Annotated in this window: 16 protein-coding genes; 9 read left to right on the top strand and 7 right to left on the bottom strand. The window is 30.3% G+C overall.

Annotated features, from left to right (window positions below):
- Positions 1-94 precede the first annotated feature (94 nt).
- From CW731_RS01070 to uvrB, 4 genes are read left to right on the top strand one after another with little or no spacing between them, the layout of a single operon-like run.
- Entirely contained in the window at positions 95-994 is a 900-nt protein-coding gene (locus CW731_RS01070; RefSeq protein WP_100944975.1) for an ABC transporter ATP-binding protein, read from the top strand.
- A 57-nt stretch (positions 995-1,051) separates the two neighbouring features.
- Positions 1,052-1,897, top strand: a complete 846-nt coding sequence (locus tag CW731_RS01065; protein WP_100944974.1) for an ABC transporter permease — start codon at positions 1,052-1,054, stop codon at positions 1,895-1,897.
- 44 nt (positions 1,898-1,941) lie between these two features.
- Entirely contained in the window at positions 1,942-4,830 is a 2,889-nt protein-coding gene (locus CW731_RS01060) for a T9SS type B sorting domain-containing protein (RefSeq protein ID WP_100944973.1), read from the top strand.
- 46 nt (positions 4,831-4,876) lie between these two features.
- Positions 4,877-6,865, top strand: a complete 1,989-nt coding sequence (gene uvrB / locus CW731_RS01055) for an excinuclease ABC subunit UvrB (RefSeq protein WP_100944972.1) — start codon at positions 4,877-4,879, stop codon at positions 6,863-6,865.
- Between the two features lie 25 nt (positions 6,866-6,890).
- On the opposite strand, the gene CW731_RS01050 is transcribed toward uvrB, so the two are convergent.
- The 4 genes from CW731_RS01050 to CW731_RS01035 all read right to left on the bottom strand — a co-directional run bounded on the left by CW731_RS01050 (position 6,891) and on the right by CW731_RS01035 (position 13,325).
- A complete protein-coding gene (locus CW731_RS01050) occupies positions 6,891-7,355 on the bottom strand; it encodes a hypothetical protein (protein ID WP_100944971.1) in 465 nt (154 codons plus the stop codon).
- A gap of 154 nt (positions 7,356-7,509) precedes the next feature.
- Positions 7,510-8,916, bottom strand: coding sequence for a SusD/RagB family nutrient-binding outer membrane lipoprotein (locus tag CW731_RS01045; protein WP_232734699.1), 1,407 nt, complete (start codon positions 8,914-8,916; stop codon positions 7,510-7,512).
- A 55-nt stretch (positions 8,917-8,971) separates the two neighbouring features.
- Entirely contained in the window at positions 8,972-12,070 is a 3,099-nt protein-coding gene (locus CW731_RS01040) for a SusC/RagA family TonB-linked outer membrane protein (RefSeq protein WP_100944969.1), read from the bottom strand.
- A 4-nt stretch (positions 12,071-12,074) separates the two neighbouring features.
- Entirely contained in the window at positions 12,075-13,325 is a 1,251-nt protein-coding gene (locus tag CW731_RS01035) for an alkaline phosphatase family protein (RefSeq protein WP_100944968.1), read from the bottom strand.
- Positions 13,326-13,495: 170 nt separating this feature from the next.
- Between CW731_RS01035 and CW731_RS01030 the strand changes: the two genes are divergently transcribed.
- Complete coding sequence (locus CW731_RS01030; RefSeq protein WP_100944967.1) at positions 13,496-14,092, top strand: TetR family transcriptional regulator; 597 nt, start codon at positions 13,496-13,498, stop codon at positions 14,090-14,092.
- A 3-nt stretch (positions 14,093-14,095) separates the two neighbouring features.
- Here CW731_RS01030 and CW731_RS01025 read toward each other — a convergent pair whose 3' ends face one another.
- On the bottom strand, positions 14,096-14,329 hold the full coding sequence (locus CW731_RS01025) for a hypothetical protein (RefSeq protein WP_100944966.1): 234 nt from the start codon (positions 14,327-14,329) through the stop codon (positions 14,096-14,098).
- A gap of 604 nt (positions 14,330-14,933) precedes the next feature.
- Between CW731_RS01025 and CW731_RS01020 the strand changes: the two genes are divergently transcribed.
- The 4 genes from CW731_RS01020 to CW731_RS01005 are packed head-to-tail and all read left to right on the top strand — an operon-like array spanning position 14,934 to position 18,213.
- The gene (locus CW731_RS01020; RefSeq protein ID WP_100944965.1) at positions 14,934-15,374 is read left to right on the top strand and encodes a GNAT family N-acetyltransferase; all 441 of its coding nucleotides are present in this window, start codon (positions 14,934-14,936) and stop codon (positions 15,372-15,374) included.
- 49 nt (positions 15,375-15,423) lie between these two features.
- Positions 15,424-16,230 carry a pyrroline-5-carboxylate reductase gene (proC, locus tag CW731_RS01015; protein WP_100944964.1) on the top strand — a complete coding sequence of 269 codons (807 nt, stop codon included), beginning with the start codon at positions 15,424-15,426 and terminating at the stop codon, positions 16,228-16,230.
- 1 nt (position 16,231) lies between these two features.
- On the top strand, positions 16,232-17,002 hold the full coding sequence (gene proB / locus CW731_RS01010) for a glutamate 5-kinase (RefSeq protein WP_100944963.1): 771 nt from the start codon (positions 16,232-16,234) through the stop codon (positions 17,000-17,002).
- Positions 17,003-17,013: 11 nt separating this feature from the next.
- Complete coding sequence (locus CW731_RS01005) at positions 17,014-18,213, top strand: glutamate-5-semialdehyde dehydrogenase (RefSeq protein WP_100944962.1); 1,200 nt, start codon at positions 17,014-17,016, stop codon at positions 18,211-18,213.
- A gap of 139 nt (positions 18,214-18,352) precedes the next feature.
- Here CW731_RS01005 and CW731_RS01000 read toward each other — a convergent pair whose 3' ends face one another.
- Positions 18,353-18,916 (bottom strand): hypothetical protein, encoded by a 564-nt coding sequence (locus tag CW731_RS01000; protein ID WP_100944961.1) that lies wholly within the window; start codon positions 18,914-18,916, stop codon positions 18,353-18,355.
- A 93-nt stretch (positions 18,917-19,009) separates the two neighbouring features.
- On the bottom strand, positions 19,010-20,209 hold the full coding sequence (gene sucC / locus CW731_RS00995; RefSeq protein WP_100944960.1) for an ADP-forming succinate--CoA ligase subunit beta: 1,200 nt from the start codon (positions 20,207-20,209) through the stop codon (positions 19,010-19,012).
- Positions 20,210-20,320 lie beyond the last annotated feature (111 nt).

Below are 20,320 nucleotides of genomic sequence, written 5' to 3'. Positions count from 1 at the left end.
TAAACATTTACACAATTCAATAATTAAACAGTTTTTAAGTAACAAAATTGTAAATTAGTCGTCTTACATTTATAATCGACTAAACACAATTTCTTTGGAAACTATCTTATCACTTAAAAACCTCGATAAAAAATACGGAACTATTCATGCAGTAAACAATCTTTCTTTTGATATTAAAAAAGGAAATGTTTACGGAATTTTAGGTCCAAACGGAAGTGGGAAATCGACCACTTTAGGAATTATCTTAAATGTTGTAAACAGAACTTCTGGCGAATTTTCTTGGTTTAATGGAAAACTATCTACACATGAAGCCTTAAAAAAGGTAGGTGCAATTATAGAAAGACCTAACTTTTACCCTTACATGACTGCTGTACAAAACCTAAAACTGATTTGTACAATCAAAGGAATATCTGCAGATAAAATTGATGAGAAATTAAAAACTGTAAATCTTTACGATAGAAAAAACAGCAAGTTTAAAACCTTCTCTTTAGGTATGAAGCAACGTTTGGCAATTGCTTCTGCTTTGTTAAATGATCCTGAAATTCTAATTTTAGATGAACCTACTAATGGTTTAGATCCTCAAGGAATTCATGAAATTAGACAAATTATTAATGAAATTGCAAGTAGAGGAACTACTATTTTATTAGCTTCTCACCTATTAGATGAAGTTGAAAAAGTGTGTTCTCATGTGGTTGTTATTAGAAAAGGAGTAAAATTATACAGCGGTAGAGTCGATGAAATGACTGCCTCTAATGGTTTATTTGAGTTGAAAGTAGATGAAAATGAAGAAAAGTTATTGGCTGAATTAGAAAAACACCCATCAATAAATAAAGTAACCAAAGATCATGAAACGATTATTGCTACTTTAAATGATGCTCTATCCCCCAAAGAAATGAACACCTTTTTATTTAACAAAGGCATTGTTTTAAGTCATTTGGTAAAACGTAAACCAAGCTTAGAACAACAATTCTTAGATTTAACAAACAACAACTAATTATAAAATGTTCGTTCGAGCGCAGTCGAGAACTATTTCAATAAAACACAAAACATCATGTTAAGATTATTAACGATAGAATTTCATAAATTAAAATACAACAAAGCAAGTAAAGTTTTGTCGCTAATTTATTTTGGCTTATTAACTTGTATTGCCCTAATAGCAGCAATAAAGTTCGATGTTGGTCCAATTAAATTTCATTTAGCAGAGATAGGAATCTTTAACTTCCCTTACATCTGGCATTTTAACACGTATATGGCTGCTATTTTAAAATTCTTTCTACTCTTAGTTATTGTTTCTATGATGGCGAATGAATATAGCTACAAAACATTAAAACAAAACTTAATTGACGGTTTAAGTAAAAAAGAATTTATTCTTTCTAAATTTTATACCGTAGTTGTTTTTGCTCTAGTATCTACAGTTTTTGTTTTTGTAATTTCATTAATTTTAGGTTTATGCTATTCAGATTACAATGAGTTTGCCATTATAACTTCAGATTTACAATATCTTTTAGCATTCTTTATTAAATTAGTTGCTTTCTTTTCTATGGGTTTATTCTTCGGTATTTTAGTAAAAAGATCTGCTTTTGCCGTTGGAGCAATGGTGGTTTGGTTCTTTGCTGAAAGTATTTTTAAGGGCTACTTATTTTGGAGTTTCAAAGATTCTGAAAACATCAGTGAAAAAGTAGATGCTATAATGCAATTTCTTCCTTTTGAAGCAATGTCTAACTTAATAAAAGAGCCTTTTACAAGATTAGGCGCCGTTAGATCTGTCGCAAACCAAATAGGAGAAACATTTACAAAAAGCTACGCTGTAGATTTCTCAACAATCATAATTGTTTCTGTTTGGACATTTATATTCATCTACTTGTCTTTCGCACTGTTAAAAAAGAGAGATTTATAATACTTTTTAAATATATTTGGTGTTAAGAAAAGAAATACCATCAAATGAAAAATATATTAACTCTATTTTTACTTTTTATTGCATTAAATACATTTTCTCAAAAAGAAGCTAATTTTTGGTATTTTGGCGAGAATGCTGGTTTAGATTTCACTAGTTTTCCTCCAAAAGCAATTAGAGGAGCACTTTCTACAGATGAAGGTTCTGCATCTATTTCAAATTCTGAGGGTGTTTTACAGTTTTACACTGATGGTCAAACTGTCTACAGTAATACTGGTACAATTATGTCTAACGGAAGAGGGCTTCTTGGTAATTCATCTAGTACACAATCGGCCATCATTGTTCCAAAACCATTAAATAATAATATTTATTATATTTTTACAGTTACTGACGGTAATAACATAGACGGAGTTAATTATTCCACAGTAGATATTTCTAGAAATGATGGTTTAGGTGAAGTTACAGATAAAAATATTTATTTACCTACAGCAATTAATGCAATCGCAAACGAAAAAATAACTGCAGTTAAAGGTAAGTTATGTAACACCTTTTGGGTTGTTACTTCAGATAGCAATAAATTTTACGCTTACCTCATAGATAGCAACGGAGTAAATAGAACGGCGGTAATATCAGATCATAGCTTTATATCAAACTTAAGAGGAGCTTTAAAAGTTTCTCCAGATGGTAAAACCCTTGTAAGTGCATCTCAAGGAGACGGAGCCACTTACTTGTACGATTTTGATCCTGCTACAGGTGAAATATCCAATGAAAAAAACTTAGATATTCATGGCTTAAGCAGCTATGGTGTAGGGTTCTCTAGAAGTAGTAAAAAATTATACATATCTACAGGAGCCCACAGTCAGCTTAATAATCGTACTGGTTTAATAAACGCCCCAAGTAATGCTAGTATTGTTCAATATGATTTAAGTAGCAGTGATATAACAGCTATAAATGCTAGTTCTAAAGAGATATATAGAACTTCAACAGGGTACAGAGGTGCATTGCAACTAGCTTCCGATGGAAAAATATATTATGCTAGAAGTCGTCAAAGTTTTTTAGGTATCATTAATTTCCCAGAGAAAGATGGTAGTGCTATTAATTTTGTAGAAGATGGCTTGCCTCTAAATGGTCAAAATTCCACAGAAGGCTTACCTCCATTTATTCAATCTTTCTTCTTAGATGTAGGTATTAAAGACGAAGACACAGATGAAGTTGTTAACTTTGAAAATTTACAGGTTTGCATTGGAGAAAGTAAAACCATTATCCCAGAAACTATTACAGGTACTAATTTAAACTATACATGGACTTTTGATAACGGAACTACTAAAGTAGAACTACCTTCTTCTGCTCCAGCATATAAACTAGAGTTAACCAACCTACAAACTACAAATTCTGGTAGTTATAGTTTAGTTATTACACTAGAGGATTCATGCACTAATACTATCGAATATAATGCTACATTTAATTTGACAGTAAACACTTTACCTCAAGTAAATTCAATTGACACCTATAATCAATGTGATTTTGATAGTGTTTCTACCGATGGTATTACATCCTTCAATTTAGAGTCTAAAGAAACAGAATTGTCTGAAGGTGCTACTGACGTAAATGTAGATTTCTTTGAACCGGGAGATACTAATTATACAACTCCTATTATTAATAAGGTTGGGTACAGAAACCCATCAATAAATCCCTTTAACCATAAATTATTAGTAAAAGTTACGAATAATATTACAGGCTGTTATAGCACAGGAGAAATCGACTTAAAAATAACGGCAACCTCTTTAGATACTTATACTGATATATATGAGAGTGAATTAGATGAAAATATAAATAGCCTCAATGCAAGAAATAGTAAAGGTTCTGGAGATACTATTTTTAATTTTGACGCTAAGATTGACGATATTACACTTAAAAACAGCTCTTTTAATAAGACAGATTTTCAGTTTTATTTCTACTTAAATAAACTTGATGCAGAAAAAGAAATAAATAAAATAGAAACCTATACTCAAAATAATTTTACAGACAGCACAGTAATATACGTTCGAATATCTAAAGGAAATACATGTGCTGGGGTAGGTAAGTTTAACTTTTATGTAAATGAACGCCCAACACCAAAAGGCAACACAACTCCCATAATTCTTTGTGTAAGCAATCCTATTGATTCTCCACAGCCATTTACAGAAAACTTAGATGCAGATACAGGTGTTCCTACCGATAGCTATATCTGGTATTTAAACGGAAGTTTATTATCTGGTGAAACAAATGCTATTTTAGAAGCAAATAAAGAGGGAACATATAGAGTTGAAGCTTCTAGAGGTTATGAAAATGATACGAGCATAACAACAGATAATTCTTTTACCACAGGCTACAATACATTTACCGTATTAGAATCTAATGAAGCACTTTTAGAACCTGAATCAATTACCTTTATAGACGATCAAGAAAACCCTACAGACAATACAATTACAGTTAAAGTTACTGGTAAAGGCGATTATGAATATGCTCTTAATGATGATTCACTTACAAATTTTGTAAAAGGCTCAGAAAACTTATCTTATACTTTTAAAAATGTTCCCGCTGGTTTAAACAAGGTTTTTATTAGAGATCGAAATAATTGTGGCCGTATTATAAATACAAAAAAAGTTTCTTTTCTCTTTTTCCAAAGACATTTCTCTCCAAATGAAGACGGTGTTCTTGATAAATGGAAAATACTAGGAGTAGATAATACTTTTTATAACGAAGTAAAACTCCAAGTTTTTGACAGATTTGGCAAAATTCTAAAGAATATAGATCTAAAAACAAATGATGGTTGGAATGGTACTTATAACGGAAAGTTACTTCCTTCCAATGATTATTGGTACAGTGCTACTTTAATTGACCTGAACGGTAATGTCAGAAAAAAGACAGGTCATTTTTCGCTAATAAGAAAATAATATTAGGTTTATTTTTTTATGAAAGAAGTATACGTATTTTTACAGTATGGAATTCAAATTAGTCTCAGAATTTTCTCCAACAGGAGATCAACCACAAGCAATTAAAGAACTTTCTGAAGGTATTATTGCTGGTGAAAAGTTTCAAACATTATTAGGTGTAACAGGTTCTGGTAAAACTTTTACAGTAGCAAATGTTGTAAAAGAAGTTAAAAAACCGACCTTAGTTTTAGCGCATAATAAAACGTTGGCAGCACAATTATATTCAGAGTTTAAGCAGTTTTTTCCAGAAAACGCCGTTGAGTATTTTGTTTCTTACTATGATTATTACCAACCAGAAGCATATATTCCAGTAACAGGAACCTATATAGAGAAAGATTTATCTATTAATGAAGATATAGAGCGTCTACGTTTAAGCACTACCTCTTCCCTCCTTTCTGGTAGAAGAGATGTTTTGGTGGTTGCTTCGGTTTCTTGCCTATATGGTATTGGAAACCCTGTAGAATTTAAGAAAAATGTAATTCCTGTTCAAGTTGGTCAATTAATATCTAGAACAAAATTTTTACATCAATTGGTGCAAAGTTTATATTCTAGAACAGAACATGAAATAAAAAGCGGAACATTTAAAGTAAAAGGAGATGTTGTAACTATTTATCCTTCTTATGGAGATAATGGGTATCGAATTCACTTTTTTGGTGATGAAATTGAAGAAATAGAATTATTCGATTTAGAAAGTAACGCAGTAATAAATACTTTCGAAGAATTAAGTATTTATCCTGCAAATTTATTCGTGACTTCTCCTGATGTTTTACAAAATGCAATCCATCAGATTCAAGATGATATGATGAAACAAGTTGCTTTTTTCAATGAAATAGGAAAACACTTAGAAGCAAAACGAATTAAAGAACGCACAGAATTCGATTTAGAAATGATTCGTGAATTGGGCTATTGTTCTGGAATTGAAAATTATTCGAGATATTTAGACGGAAGATTGCCAGGAACAAGACCTTTCTGCTTGTTAGATTATTTTCCGGATGATTATTTAATGATTATTGATGAAAGCCATGTTACCGTACCACAAACACATGCAATGTATGGTGGCGATAGAAGTAGAAAAGAAAATTTAGTAGAATACGGATTCAGATTACCCGCAGCAATGGACAATCGTCCTTTAAAATTTGATGAGTTTGAAGCAATTCAGAATCAGACCATTTTTGTTTCTGCAACGCCTGCAGACTATGAATTAGAAAAAACAGAAGGTGTTTTTGTTGAACAAATTATTAGACCAACAGGTTTATTAGATCCGATTATAGAAGTACGCCCAAGTTTAAATCAAATAGATGATTTAATTGAAGAAATACAAATTCGAGTAGAGAAAGACGAACGTACTTTAGTAACCACACTTACTAAAAGAATGGCAGAAGAATTAACAAAATATCTAACAAGAGTAAATATACGTTGTAGATATATTCATTCAGATGTAGATACTTTAGAGCGTGTAGAAATTATGCAAGATCTTCGTAAAGGTTTGTTTGACGTTCTAATTGGTGTAAACTTATTGCGTGAAGGTTTAGATTTACCAGAAGTTTCTTTGGTTGCCATTTTAGATGCAGATAAAGAAGGTTTTTTAAGAAATGTAAAATCACTTACACAAACTATTGGAAGAGCCGCTAGAAATGTAAATGGATTGGCTATTTTGTATGCTGATAAAATGACAAAAAGTATGCAAAAAACCATTGATGAAACAGATAGAAGAAGAGAAAAACAAATTGCATACAATACCAAACACAACATTACACCTACTCAGATTAACAAAAAAATAGATGATACTTTAACAAAATCTGCTGTTTCCAGCTACCATTATGACAATGCAAAGCAGGTGGCTGCAGAACAAGATTTACAATATTTACCTAAAGAAGAAATAGAAAAAAGAATTAGAGAAAAACGCAAGCAAATGGAAGCCGCTGCTAAAAATTTAGACTTTATTGTTGCTGCTAAATTACGTGATGAAATTGCTGTTTTAAAAGAAAGTTTGTAATTAGAACGAAATGCAATATCGAAAATTACTCTTTCTTTATTCTCAATTTAATAATACTATCAATTAAAATACTGGCTTTTTTCTCATAAATTGAATCGTCTTTTATTGTCCAAATTTCTTTTGCATTTTTGTTTACTCTAGCATTATTAAGAAACTTTAATTGTTTTTGAAGCTTTTTTATAACCTCATCTGCGTCTAGTTTTTTTGTTGAACTTTCCCCTAATTCTTCTAAACTATCTCTTAGTTTATTAATTTTAAGGAGATAGTTATTTTCATTAGAATCAGACCATTTTTTCAAAACCATTAATCGTTCACGTTTTTTTTCTAAAGCATTTAGTTTCGCTTTTATCTTTTTAATCAATATTCTATTGTCTTGATAATTGTATTCAATGAAAGATGAATAATTAGGTGTAACTTCCATATTTAAGGCTTTTATGGAAGGTAAAAAGAAAAATCCGAAGAAAAATAAGTAAAAATATTTTTTATTCATTTTTTAAAAATACAAAATTAATCCTAAAAAATAAGCATAGACCGCTTAGTAGAAAAAAAGTACGTAAAGTTATTCCCTCTTTTATTTCATTTTTGAATAATAAAAAACAGGATAAATTAAAATTTACCCTGTTTTTTTACCTGCAACAAAAAACTTATTCAAATAACCAAGTTCCTTCGCTAATTTTATCGCCAGAAGAAAATTGTCTTTTAATAGCCTCTGATAAATTTATTGGATTATCAATAGATTCTTCATTAGGGTACATCCATCTTCTAGGTACAGAAACACCTGCTGTTCCTGCTCCTGAAACATCTAATACAGGATATCCTGTTCTTAAGAAATCAAAAAATGACACCCAACCTGAATTTAGAAAAGTTGCAATATGCTTTTGATCTAAAATTTGTTGTATTTCTCTTCCTGCAACTAAAGCTACATTTGAATTTGAAAGGTATGTTGCCGCCTTATCTGAAACTTCGTAAAAAGTAAATGATGACTCAATTCCTTTTTGATAATACTCTTGTGCATCACCAGAAACCCAACCTCTAACAATTGCTTCAGATAAAATAAAATTCAATTCTGCATAACTAATAACAAAACTCGGTTTATTAACAGGGTTTGAAAAGTAGTTTTCATTAATTCTAGACGAATTTCCATTTGTATTTTGCGTTTGATTATCGCTTAACAATCCACTTCCTAAAACGCCATTATACGCATTAAAATCAGTTGTACTTAAACTAGCTGCTGAAGACATTTTTTGTGCTATTTCAAACAACCTTGGGTCTTCTAAACTTTTCATTTTGTCTATAAAAGTCTTTTCCATTGTGTAAGCTGTTTGCAAGCTATTACTATTAAATAGAGGAAATCTATTTTCTACAATATCTAAAAACTTCAACTGACCACTTTCATCATTGTTTTCAATTAAAGGATACAAAGTTGGATTGGAAATAATTTCACTAAACCTTCCTTTTATATTCAAATCTGCATCACCGGCATGTTTAGATAATTGCAGCAATACTTTTAAATAAAAAGAATTGATTAGTTTTTTCCATTTTAGAGGGTTTCCATTATAAATAATATCTCCTTTAAAGCTAATTCCTGAGCTTGGTAAATTAGTTGAAGCTTCTTTCAACTTATTCAATACCTTTAAAAATATTTCTTTTTGTGAATCGTATTTTGGCTGTGAAATTCCTTCTGTAAGTTTTAAAGCTTCAGCATACGGAATATCTCCAAAAAAACTGGTGGTATTCACAATAAAATAGGCTTCAAAGAAATCTGCTAAAAACAAATAATGTGTATCACCTGTTCTTTCTGCTTCTTTTCTCATTAGCACAACTTCCCTCAAATTATCATAATTATTAAAAGAAGCTCTATTCCAAGTATAGTATTGACTGTCTGCATTTGAATCTACATTTGCCATTTGCCTTGAGGCTAAAGCAGCATCTAATGATACATTGCTAAATGCGTTGATACAAAGTTTTGTTAAAATTAAATCTGGTGTAGCTTCTGTGGTTCTATTTGGATCATTTTGTAATTCTTCAATATTTGTGCATGATAAAAACATCAATATTGAAAAAATTATAACGTTATATTTTATATAGCTTTTCATTGTAATTGAATTAAAATTTTAATTTAAGATTGATACCTATATTACGTGTAGATGGTGTTTGTAAATTGTCTGAACCAGAATCTGGATCAATATTTGGCGCATCTGAGAACAACAATAAATTGCGCCCAACCAATGAAAGGCTTGCTGCATTAAAAAAGGTGTTACTTAGTACTTGCTCATCAAACCTATAGCTTAAAGTAACCTCACGTAACTTGATAAAAGATTGAGAATAATAGTGATGGTTATAATTAGCTCTATTTGATGTTTTTTGCATAAAGTTGATGTAATTAATTGCAACATCATTCTCTTTATAAGTACGAGTATCTGAAAGAATACCTCCATCTACATTATAAGTAACATCACCTCCTGTTACAACAACACCTTGTCCTACATATGTACTATTGCCATTATTAGCATCATCTCTAAATTGATTTACAGTACCAGAATGTGTGCCTCCCCACCACATTTTTTGATTTGTAGTAGAATAAATTACACCTCCGTTTCTTCCGTCGAAAGAGAATGAAAAATCAAAGTTCTTATAAGATAAATTATTTGTAATTCCGAAGACCCAATCTGAATTTGAGTTCCCTATAAATCTGTTGTAAGGATCTGCTACAGGTAGTCCGTTCTTGTAAATAATATCTCCATTTGGGTTCGTTTGATATACTTCTGTATAAATGGCATCTGTACGCTCTCCAACTTTTATATTATTAGCTGTTTTATCTTTACCTCCATAAATTTCAGTTTGAGTTCTTTCATTCTTACTTAGATTAGCACTAATGTCCCATTTAAAATTCTCTGTTTTCACAGGTTTACCACTCAATACAAATTCTAATCCTTGTCTTTGATACTCATCTCCATTTAACAATACATAAGAGTATGCAGATGGCTTAGAAACAGAACTATTAATAATGTTATTATAATCTCTAGACTTGTAATACGCAACATCTAAACCTAAACGATTTCCTAAAAGTTTAACGTTTGCACCAATTTCCCAAGTAGAAGTGCTTTCTGGTTTAATATCAGAGGAAATATAAGTATTACTTGAGTTAACAGAAGAAGTACCATTCCAACCTCTTCCTTTATCATATCCGCTAATGTAACCATAAGGATCATTACTTATCTTTCCGTCGGAAACCATTGCCCAAGAACCTCTAATTTTAGCAAATGACACCCAATTTGGTAATTCAACTAATTTAGAAACAATTAAAGACCCTGATACAGAAGGATAGAAAAAAGAATTATTTCCAGATCTTAATGTAGAAACAACATCATTTCTTCCTGTTAAAGATAGATAGTAAGTATTTTTAAAGTCAAAATCTACAAAACCATAAATACTATTTACTCCTTGCTTTTGAATCTTATTTTCTGCAACTATTGATGCTCCTGCGTTGTTTGACAAGTTGTAAAACTCGGGAATGTTTAAGCCATCTGTAGATTGAGATCCCGTAATGTATTTGCTATAGAAACTCTCTGTTCCTACTTGACCTCTAATACCAAAATCTTCTGTTATCTCTTTTTTATATTCTAAAGCAACGCCAGAAGTCATATCAAAATAATTAGCTGTAGAAATACTAAAATTACCTCTCGATTTATTTCCGTAACCTATGTAACTTTTTGGCTCTTTATACGTACGGTATAAACTGTAATTATTTACACCTACTCTACCTTTTAAGGTCAAACCTGAAGTAATTTCATAACTCGCATTAAAATTACCAAATACGGTATTTTTATCATAACCTCTTAAATATTCATATGCTTGAAAATAAGGATTATTATAGTAAGAACTATTAAAATGTCTTTGTTGATAGCCTTCTTCTCCTTTTTTCCAATAATTTTTTAAATCTCTAACATCTACATCTGCACCTGTCCAAAGAATTAAATTATATAAATAGTTTGTAGGGCCATATCCTACTTCTGGAAAGTTATCTGAATATTGGTTATTATAAGTTAAACCCCCAGAAACCTTCAATTTTTCTGACAAATCTACAGATGTATTAATAGAGAATGAAGCGTTTTCTAATGATGTATTAGGTACAATTCCTTCCTGAGAAATATTAGCTGCTGAAAAACGTACTTTTGCTTTTTCAGAACCCCAATCAATTCCTATAGAATTTGATAAAATACTTCCTGTTTCAAAAAAGTTTTTAATATTATTTTTTCCTCTAGAAAGAAAAGGTAATGGAACTAAATTTCCGTTAGTATCTGTAGGACTATTAAATTGAGTCGTTTCCACAAAACCACTAGAAGTTGAAGCATCTTTTTGGTCTAATTTTGGCCCCCAAATCCAACCTCCACCTTCAGTACCTCCACCACTTCCATTGATGTAAGCATAATTTCCTTGGTTTCCAGTTCCATAAGTTGTTTGCACATCTGGCACTCTAATAAAAGATGTTTGAAATATCTTTGAAGAATTTACTGTAACAGAAACCTTTCCTTCTTTCCCTTTTTTGGTCACAATCATTAAGGCTCCGTTTCTACCAATTGAACCATACAATGCTGAAGCTGTTGTTCCTTTTAAAACACTAATACTTTCAATATTATCTGAATTTACTTTCCAAATATCTGCAGATCGGTCTGGAATACCATCAATAACAATTAACGGAGTAGAACCACGTAGTTTAACAACTGCATTCTGAAATAAATCTGTAGAATTTTGAATGGTTAATCCTGCTACTTTTCCTGTAAGAGAGTTTACAAAATTAGACTCTTTTGCCTTATTAATATTGTCTCCTTTTACATCTTGAACAGCATACCCAAGTGCTTTCTTTTCTTTTTCAATACCTAATGCAGTCACAACAATTTCATCCATTTGAAAAGCATCTTCTTCTAATAAAATTATTAGATCTGAATAATTTTTTAAATGTACTTTTTTTGTTTTGTATCCCATAAATGAAAACTCAAGTGTTTCGTCTATCGCTACTTTTAACTCAAATTCTCCATTAAAATTAGTACTGGTACCTTTCGTTGTGCTTTTAATTATAACACTAACACCTGGCAATAATTCTCCTGCAGCATCTTTAACAATTCCTTTAATACTACTTTGAGCATATAAAGGGATTATTGTTATCAGGAAAAATAAATAAAATAAAAAAGGATATTTTTTCATCGTTTTAATTCTTTAGTATGATTGTTGTATTTAATATTTGATTTTTGGTTGTTAGAATACATTTAATAGTATCTGTTTTTTCTGTAGGAAAAGCTTTTGTAAATTTTGTATCTGATAGCTTTACGGTTGCTAATTCTATAAAATTGTCTTTACTACCTTTTTTAAAATTATTGGTTGTACTGAAAGAAATAGTTGCATTTTCTTCTAATTGTTCTATACCATCCCAAGAAAAATGAAGTGAATCATTTTCATATTCTCCTCTGAAATTTTTTACTGATTTTGAATTGTAAAATGAAATTCCGTCTAATTCTTGTTGTAGTTCTGCTGGAATATCCACATTAAAAAAATCTGTTATTGTAGGAAAAACATCAACAATACCAACGGTACTTGTTTTAAAATACTTGTTAAAGTCGTTTTTATTCGTTATCATCCAAGTACTTCTTTCTCGATCACTTTGCCCTCCATGACCTCTACCATCCTCAACACTTCTTCCATGATCTGTAGTTACAATGAACAACCAGTCTTCATTAAAATTTTTCTCTCTGTAGTTTACAGCTTCATATATTTTACCAACATTAGTATCTTCAAAATAAACAGCTTCATCAAACTCTTTACTGTCACCATATCCATGTCCCATATCATCACTAAATTGTAAATACACCCAAGAAACATCTGGAGCTTCTTTTTTAATGTATCTATTAGCTTCATTAGAAACAATACTGTCGATATTTCTAATATATTTCCTTTTTCTATCATGAGGAAAACCAACAGTGTCTAGTTCAAAACCATCATAATGATAGTCCAGTTTCATTTTTCTAGTAGCTGGTAAATTTTCTCCTACTAATTTTGTTCTATTATCTAGCCAAGTAGAAAAAATGGCAGTCTTTAAATCTGGTATAGAGTCCTTTAAGAATCGGAAGATTGTTGGATAGTTATAATTTGGTTTGTGAATGCTATTACCGTAAACATTGTGTTTGTTTGCCCATGTTCCTGTTAATAAACTGTTATAACCGACTGCTGAAATTGTAGGTGTTTCTGCTATGGTTTCTTTTATTCCTCCTACAAAAGCATCACTATAACTCCCTTTCTCTGCAATTGCATCTAAAATTGGTGTATTGGCTTTTTTCAATTGATCATTTGAGACGCCATCTACAATTATGAAGACCACTTTTTTCTTTTTAACAGGCACTTCTTCTTTAGCTTTACAGCCGATACCTAGAAAAAGAAAAATCAATAATAATTTTAGTAATTTCATTTTATATTTGTTTTAGTTGTGGCAAAACTAAAGAAGAGAGAAAATAAATTGACCAGTTGGTCAGTTAATAAATACCTACCTTATTGTTAAGAAATTCTAAACAAAATTCATAAATTAAAAAAAAGGAATAGTTTTTAAAATTTCTATTTTTGCTATTAAGAGAAAAGTTAATGGGAAGAAAAAATTTAAGCGTAATAAGAAAGAAAGAAATAATTATTTCTTTTTATGAAGTAGCTAAAAAAATAGGTTTAGAAAACACTTCATTTGCCAAAATTGCTGATGAAATGAATATAAGTAAAAGTCTAATTATTCATTACTTTCAGTCTAGAGAATCTTTATTAATAGGGCTAAATGAATATATGTTAGAACAACATTTACATATAGTTAGTGATAAAAGCCTTAGAATAAACTCTAAAGAGAATATTGAAAGATTGATACATTCTTTATTCTCTAGAAGTTGGAATAGTTATTTTGATGATGGTGTATTTTATAGTTGTTATGCGCTAATATATAGAATGAAAGAATTTAATGAAAGTTTTAAAAAATATTTAGAAGAACTACATATTATTTTAGAAAAACAATTGATAGAAGCTAAAGAAAATAACCTTATTAAAAATGATAATATTAAGGAAGTTACAGAAATTATGTATGCACTAATTGATGGTGCTTATTATTATTTAGGGTTATTCGAAGAAAATGATGAAAACTATAAGAACAAAGTCAAATTATATCAAAAGTATGCTTTAAGCTTACTTCAATTCAACTAAAAACTAAGCTTTTCTATTTTTTAGAAATATTTTAAAAATAGAAATTATTGCAATAATTAACCAAACCAAATTAACCACAAGGTTTGGGGTATCATCTAGATATAATGCATTAATTAATAAACAAATAGCTCCTAAAGCATTAAATATATGATACATTTTTTCTTTTGTAGTGAAAATTTCTAATAGCAAAAACAAATAGGCTATAATAAATAACAAAGCACCTGCCCAACCAAACATATAAATATCAATTTAACGCAAATTAAACAAATATTAATTATCCATTTGTAAACTTCGTGTTATCAAAGTTTTTACAATATTATAAATTTTAAATTAATGTTAAGAAACAATAAAACTAAGCCTTCATTTTATATTTTTTTTTAAAGTATTTAACGAACCTTTTTTTACAGCACCGAAACTTAACTTGCTTTCTATATAGCTTGTTGAAACACAATTTCAAAAAACATACATTTTAACTAATTATATATTCTTAAGATTTAAAAATAACATAAAAAAATAGTCACTAAAACATCAAATATAATAAGAGTTTTACCAAGAGTTTTTTTTAATAAACCCTTTATAACTTGGCTTATGGCAACCATTTTTGTAACTTTGTAAAATGAAAGTAAGGATACACGAACAGCGTAACTTTAGAATATTCAATTTTAATTTTTTAGTTTTTAGAAATCAACCTAAAAAATTCATACCTCCTCACCCTCTATTTTAAGCATTTCATCAAAAGTACTTATTCTTTTTTTTGATTAAAGATTTTATCTTTTTCAGAAGAAAACTAGCTATGTAGCTATTCATTTTATCGCTTTCAGATAAATTATATCAATTAATAATGGTTATAACAACATTTGACGCCTATACAAGGTTGTCGTTCTTAAATATAGATAAAATTACAAATTTTATACACCAACATTTAGAAAAAAATAGAGACGATAAAAGTGCCATAAGAAAATCTTTATTATATGCTGCAAAAGAAATTCCTAGTTTAGGTGGTTATGCTTTTGTTATGGAGAAAGATGATGAAATTATTGGAGCTACCATTATTAATAAAACAGGAATGAGTGAATACCAGTCAGAAAATCTATTAGCTTATTTGGCTGTTCATAAAGAGTTTAGAAACAAAGGCGTTGCCACAAAACTATTAAATGAAGCTATTGACTATTGTAACGGAAATATTACACTGAACATTAATAAAAAAAATGATGCGATTGGATTATTTGAAAAAAACGGATTTGAATCCAAAAAAATTCAAATGACATTGCATAAAAAGTAATCAAAATAAATAATAACAAAGAAAATTAATAATACTTAATTAAAACAAAATGAAAATTTTAGTAATTGGCGCAGGAAACATGGGTCTAACTTATGCTCAAGGAATGTCTAAATCAAAATTGTTGAAGAAAAAAAACATCATGATTTTAGACAAATCTGAAGAGAAGTTAGAAGAATTGAATGAAATTTCTCACTTTGATGCTTTTAAGGAACTAGAAGATTGTGTACCTAAAGCAGACATTATCTTTATTGCTGTAAAACCATACCATGCAGAAAACCTATTTAAAGCTTTAAAACCATTTGTAAAACCAGGGCAAGTTTTAGTCTCTATAATGGCTGGTATTAATATAGAAAACATCAAAAAATATTCTGGTTTAAACAAGATTGTAAGAGCAATGCCTAATTTACCCGCTCAAATTGGTAAAGGCTTAACATCTTACGTAACTTCTGAAGAAGTGTCTAGAATAGAAAAATTAACTGTTGAAAGTTTTTTAGATACCACTGGAAAATCTATGGAAGTAAGCAGTGAAAAATTTATCGATGCATCTACAGGTATTTCTGGTAGTGGACCTGCATACGTTTTCTACTTTATGCAAAGTATGATGGAAGCAGCTTTAAAAATGGGCTTTTCAAAAAAAGACTCTACAGTGTTGGTAAGTCAGACTTTTACAGGTGCAGTAGAACTCTTTAACCAATCTAACTTATCGCCAAATTCTTGGATGGAAAAAGTAGCTTCTAAAGGCGGTACCACACGTGCAGCTTTAGATTCTATGGAAGATAATAATGTAAACGAATTAATTAAAGACGCCGCTTTTGCCGCTTTTAATAGAGCTGTAGAGTTAGGTAAAGAACATTAAAATGTATAAAGAAAGAATAGTAATTAAAGTAGGAACAAACGTAATGACCAACAGAGACAACAGAATTGTTAGACCTGTTTTAAGACGTTTAGTAAAACAAGTTGCAGAATTATATGAACGTGGAATTATTTCCATTTTAGTTTCCTCTGGTTCTGTAATTGCTGGTAAAGAAGTTTTAGGAGAATCTAATATTGAAAATGAAACACAAAGAAGACAAGTATATTCTGCTATTGGACAACCAAGAATGATGCGCCATTATTATAATATCTTTAATGATTATGGTATGAAATGTGCCCAAGTTTTACCTACTAAAAGAGATTTTAGCGAAGGTGTTCATAGAGAAAATATGATTAATTGCTGTGAAGGTTTGTTAGCAGAAGGTGTAATACCAATTGCGAATGAAGACGATGCCGTTTCTGTAACCATGTCTATGTTTTCTGATAATGATGAATTGGCGAGTTTGATTGCACAATTGATTAATGCAGACAAATTAATTATCTTAACAGATATTGATGGATTGTATACCGGACATCCAGAATCTGAAAGTAGCGATTTAATCACAAATGTAAATCCTGATGAAGATTTAGATAAATACATTAAAGACAGCAACAAGAAACCTGGTGAAGGTCGTGGCGGAATGGGGTCTAAATTAGATTATGCACAAGAAGCTGCAGCAAAGAACATTCCTACCTATATCGCAAACGGAAAAAGAGACAATACCATTATTGATATTATCGACGGAAAGTCTGTTGGTACAAAAGTGGCACTTTAAAAACTTACACAATGAAATTATTAAACACAACCATAAAAAATAATGTTTTACAAAGCATGACAAAAATTCTTGATGAAAATCGGGAATTGTTATTAAAAGCAAATAAAAAAGATTTAGATGCTTTTAATAAAGAAGACCAAGCGATGTATGATCGTTTAATTTTAAATAATGGTAAAATTGATGGAATGATAAAAGCCATCAACGAAGTAAAGGCACAAGAAGATCCTGTGAATCAAATTATTAGTAATGATGTTTTAGAAAACGGATTGCAGGTGACTAATAAAACTTCGCCATTTGGCACCATCATGATTATTTACGAATCTAGACCAGATGTTACCGTAGAAGCTGCTGTTCTAGCGTTTAAATCTAATAACAGAATTTTACTAAAAGGTGGTAAAGAAGCGATATTTAGTAACAAAGTATTGGTAGAGTTTTGGCACAAAGCATTAACTGAAAATAATATAAGTGAAGATTATATTAAGTTGTTGCAAATGGACAGAAAAGAAACACAAGAGTTTTTAAAAAACCCAACAGAACAATTAGATTTAATTGTACCAAGAGGTGGAGAACGCTTAATTAATTTTGTTAAAGAACATGCAACATGCGCCGTTTTAATAAGCGGAAGAGGAAATAACTTTTTATATGTTGATGAAAAAGCAGACTGGAATAAAACGTTGGCAGTAATAATCGATGCAAAAACCGCTAAAATTTCTGCTTGTAATGCCTTAGATAAAATCCTTATCAACAAAAATATAGAAGATTTTAACAACAAACTAAAAGAGTTACAAACTGTCTTAAAAGATAGAAATGTAAGTATATTAGTAGACGAGGATGTACAAAATGTATTGAAAAATGAGTCGCTAATTACAGATAAGACTATTTGGAGACAAGAATTTTTGGCTTTAAAATGTTGCATCGGTGCTGTTAATAATCTTAATGAAGCTGTAGAAATGATTAACAAGTATTCTGGCGGACATTCAGCAGCAATCATGACAACGAATGATGAAAACGCAGATAACTTTATGCAACAAGTAGATTGTGCTGCAGTTTATAAAAATTCATCTACCAGGTTTACAGATGGTGGGCAATTAGGTGTTGGCGCAGAATTAGCAATTAGTACCGATAAATTACACCACAGAGGTCCTTTAGGTTTGAAAAAATTAGTAACCAATAAATATTATATTTATGGTAAAGGACATATTCGTAACTAATTTTTTAAGAATAGGATAAAAGTAAAAACGCCTCATGAAAATGAGGCGTTTTTAATAAATATAAAATTATTATTCTATTTAAAAATAAAAATCTAATAATAAGACACATACAATACACTTCCCATAGCTCTCTAATAAGTTAATCTTCACTTCCCCAAGGTGCACTCGGAGTCTTTATTTTTTTCGTTAAGTCAAACTTTACAGAAAAGAGTCTTTCAGATCCTATTCTTCGTAAATTATACGTAAAGCTAGTTTCATTTAAAGTAACCCACCAAATATTATTAGAAGCATAAGGTATTAAGTTTGCTGTATGCTGGTCTGCAGGAAAAAACTGAATATTAGCTAAACCAGTATTAGAGTTTATACCTCCGTACTGTGTTACTTTATCTTCTGCCCCATCTTTATGTCTGTGGTCGTGCTTCAATTGAATTAAATCATCCTCATTTATTGTAAAAACCCAAGTACGCGATTTATCATCACCAACAAAGAAAGGAATTCTAATTGTATTTTCTTCACAAGAACGAACATGCATTACTAATTTTTTCCCCGTAAAACCATCTCCTTCTTTCCCTCCTGCAACTATTTCACCTTCATATGTTTTACCACAGTGCTCTTTTAAGGTATTCCAAAAAACGGTTGAGTTAGGTACTTCCTGTGCCAATATCTGTAAAGGCAATAATAGTAGTATTAAAATTTTTTTCATTTTATGTATATTATTAACGTGTTTCAATATAATTTAAAAAAACAAAAAGCCTCACAAATTGTGAGGCTTTTTTTTATCGTTGATAAATAAAGTTTATGAAGCTTCTAAAACTTCTTGTACTTTATCTGCAGCTTCTTGAAATTCTGTAGCAGAGATAATTTCCATTCCAGAATTATCTATCAATTCTTTTGCTTCTTTAGCATTTGTACCTTGTAATCTACAAATAATTGGCACAGTAATTTTGTCTCCCATACTTTTGTATGCATCAACAACTCCTTGTGCAACTCTATCGCAACGTACAATACCACCAAAGATGTTAACTAAAATTGCTTTTACATTACTATCTTTTAAGATAATACCAAAAGCTTTTTCTACACGTTCTGCATCTGCGGTACCACCAACGTCTAAAAAGTTAGCAGGCTCACCACCAGATTCTTTAATTAAATCCATAGTTCCCATTGCTAAACCAGCTCCGTTTACCATACAACCAACGTTTCCGTCTAAATCTACATAGTTTAAACCAGCAGCTTTTGCTTCAACTTCAATTGGATTTTCTTCACGTAAATCACGCATTTCTGCATAATCCTTATGTCTATATAATGCGTTTTCATCTAAAGAAACTTTAGCATCAACAGCCATAATTTTAGAATCAGATGTTTTTAAAACTGGGTTAATTTCAAACATAGCAGAATCTGAACCAATGTATGCTTTATATAAATTGGTAACAAACTTTGTCATTTCTTTTAATGCAACACCAGATAAACCTAAGTTAAAGGCTACTTTTCTAGCTTGAAAAGGCATGATTCCTAATAAAGGATCAATCTCTTCTGTAAAAATTAAATGTGGTGTTTCTTCTGCAACAGTTTCAATATCCATTCCACCTTCTGTAGAATACATAATCATGTTTTTACCAGTAGCTCTATTTAATAGAACAGACATGTAATATTCATCTGGCTCAGAATCTCCAGGGTAATATACGTCTTCACAAATTAAAACTTGATTTACCAATTTTCCTTCAGCAGATGTTTGAGGTGTAATTAACATCATTCCTAAAATATCATCAGAAATACTTTTAACTTCGTCTAAATTTTTAGCCAATTTAACACCACCACCTTTTCCACGACCACCTGCGTGTACTTGTGCTTTTATAACGTGCCAACCTGTACCAGTTTCTTCAGTTAGTTTTTTCGCAGCTGCAACAGCTTCTTCAGGAGTGCTTGCAACAATTCCTCTTTGAATTCTAACTCCAAAACTATTTAATATTTCTTTTCCTTGGTATTCGTGTAAGTTCATCCTATAAATGTTTTAAAACGGTAACAAAAATACAAATTCAGATGTTATTTACTGCAATGTTTTAAATAAAAATAAACAAAAAAAGCTATTAAATTTCTTTAGGAAATTTTT

Source organism: Polaribacter sp. ALD11 (assembly GCF_002831685.1).
Lineage (GTDB): Bacteria > Bacteroidota > Bacteroidia > Flavobacteriales > Flavobacteriaceae > Polaribacter.
Note: the sequence above shows the minus strand (reverse complement) of the source record. Positions and strands in the feature narration are given on the sequence as shown.

What these genes read in the sequence shown, in the direction of transcription:
- CW731_RS01005 (WP_100944962.1), top strand. Translation starts at nt 17,014, where the DNA reads ATGAAATTATTAAACACAACCATAAAAAATAATGTTTTACAAAGCATG.
- CW731_RS01040 (WP_100944969.1), bottom strand. Translation starts at nt 12,070, where the DNA reads ATGAAAAAATATCCTTTTTTATTTTATTTATTTTTCCTGATAACAATA.
- proC (WP_100944964.1), top strand. Translation starts at nt 15,424, where the DNA reads ATGAAAATTTTAGTAATTGGCGCAGGAAACATGGGTCTAACTTATGCT.
- CW731_RS01035 (WP_100944968.1), bottom strand. Translation starts at nt 13,325, where the DNA reads ATGAAATTACTAAAATTATTATTGATTTTTCTTTTTCTAGGTATCGGC.
- proB (WP_100944963.1), top strand. Translation starts at nt 16,232, where the DNA reads ATGTATAAAGAAAGAATAGTAATTAAAGTAGGAACAAACGTAATGACC.
- CW731_RS01060 (WP_100944973.1), top strand. Translation starts at nt 1,942, where the DNA reads ATGAAAAATATATTAACTCTATTTTTACTTTTTATTGCATTAAATACA.
- CW731_RS01025 (WP_100944966.1), bottom strand. Translation starts at nt 14,329, where the DNA reads ATGTTTGGTTGGGCAGGTGCTTTGTTATTTATTATAGCCTATTTGTTT.
- CW731_RS01050 (WP_100944971.1), bottom strand. Translation starts at nt 7,355, where the DNA reads ATGAATAAAAAATATTTTTACTTATTTTTCTTCGGATTTTTCTTTTTA.
- CW731_RS01045 (WP_232734699.1), bottom strand. Translation starts at nt 8,916, where the DNA reads ATGTTTTTATCATGCACAAATATTGAAGAATTACAAAATGATCCAAAT.
- CW731_RS01030 (WP_100944967.1), top strand. Translation starts at nt 13,496, where the DNA reads ATGGGAAGAAAAAATTTAAGCGTAATAAGAAAGAAAGAAATAATTATT.
- uvrB (WP_100944972.1), top strand. Translation starts at nt 4,877, where the DNA reads ATGGAATTCAAATTAGTCTCAGAATTTTCTCCAACAGGAGATCAACCA.
- CW731_RS01065 (WP_100944974.1), top strand. Translation starts at nt 1,052, where the DNA reads ATGTTAAGATTATTAACGATAGAATTTCATAAATTAAAATACAACAAA.
- CW731_RS01020 (WP_100944965.1), top strand. Translation starts at nt 14,934, where the DNA reads ATGGTTATAACAACATTTGACGCCTATACAAGGTTGTCGTTCTTAAAT.
- sucC (WP_100944960.1), bottom strand. Translation starts at nt 20,209, where the DNA reads ATGAACTTACACGAATACCAAGGAAAAGAAATATTAAATAGTTTTGGA.
- CW731_RS01000 (WP_100944961.1), bottom strand. Translation starts at nt 18,916, where the DNA reads ATGAAAAAAATTTTAATACTACTATTATTGCCTTTACAGATATTGGCA.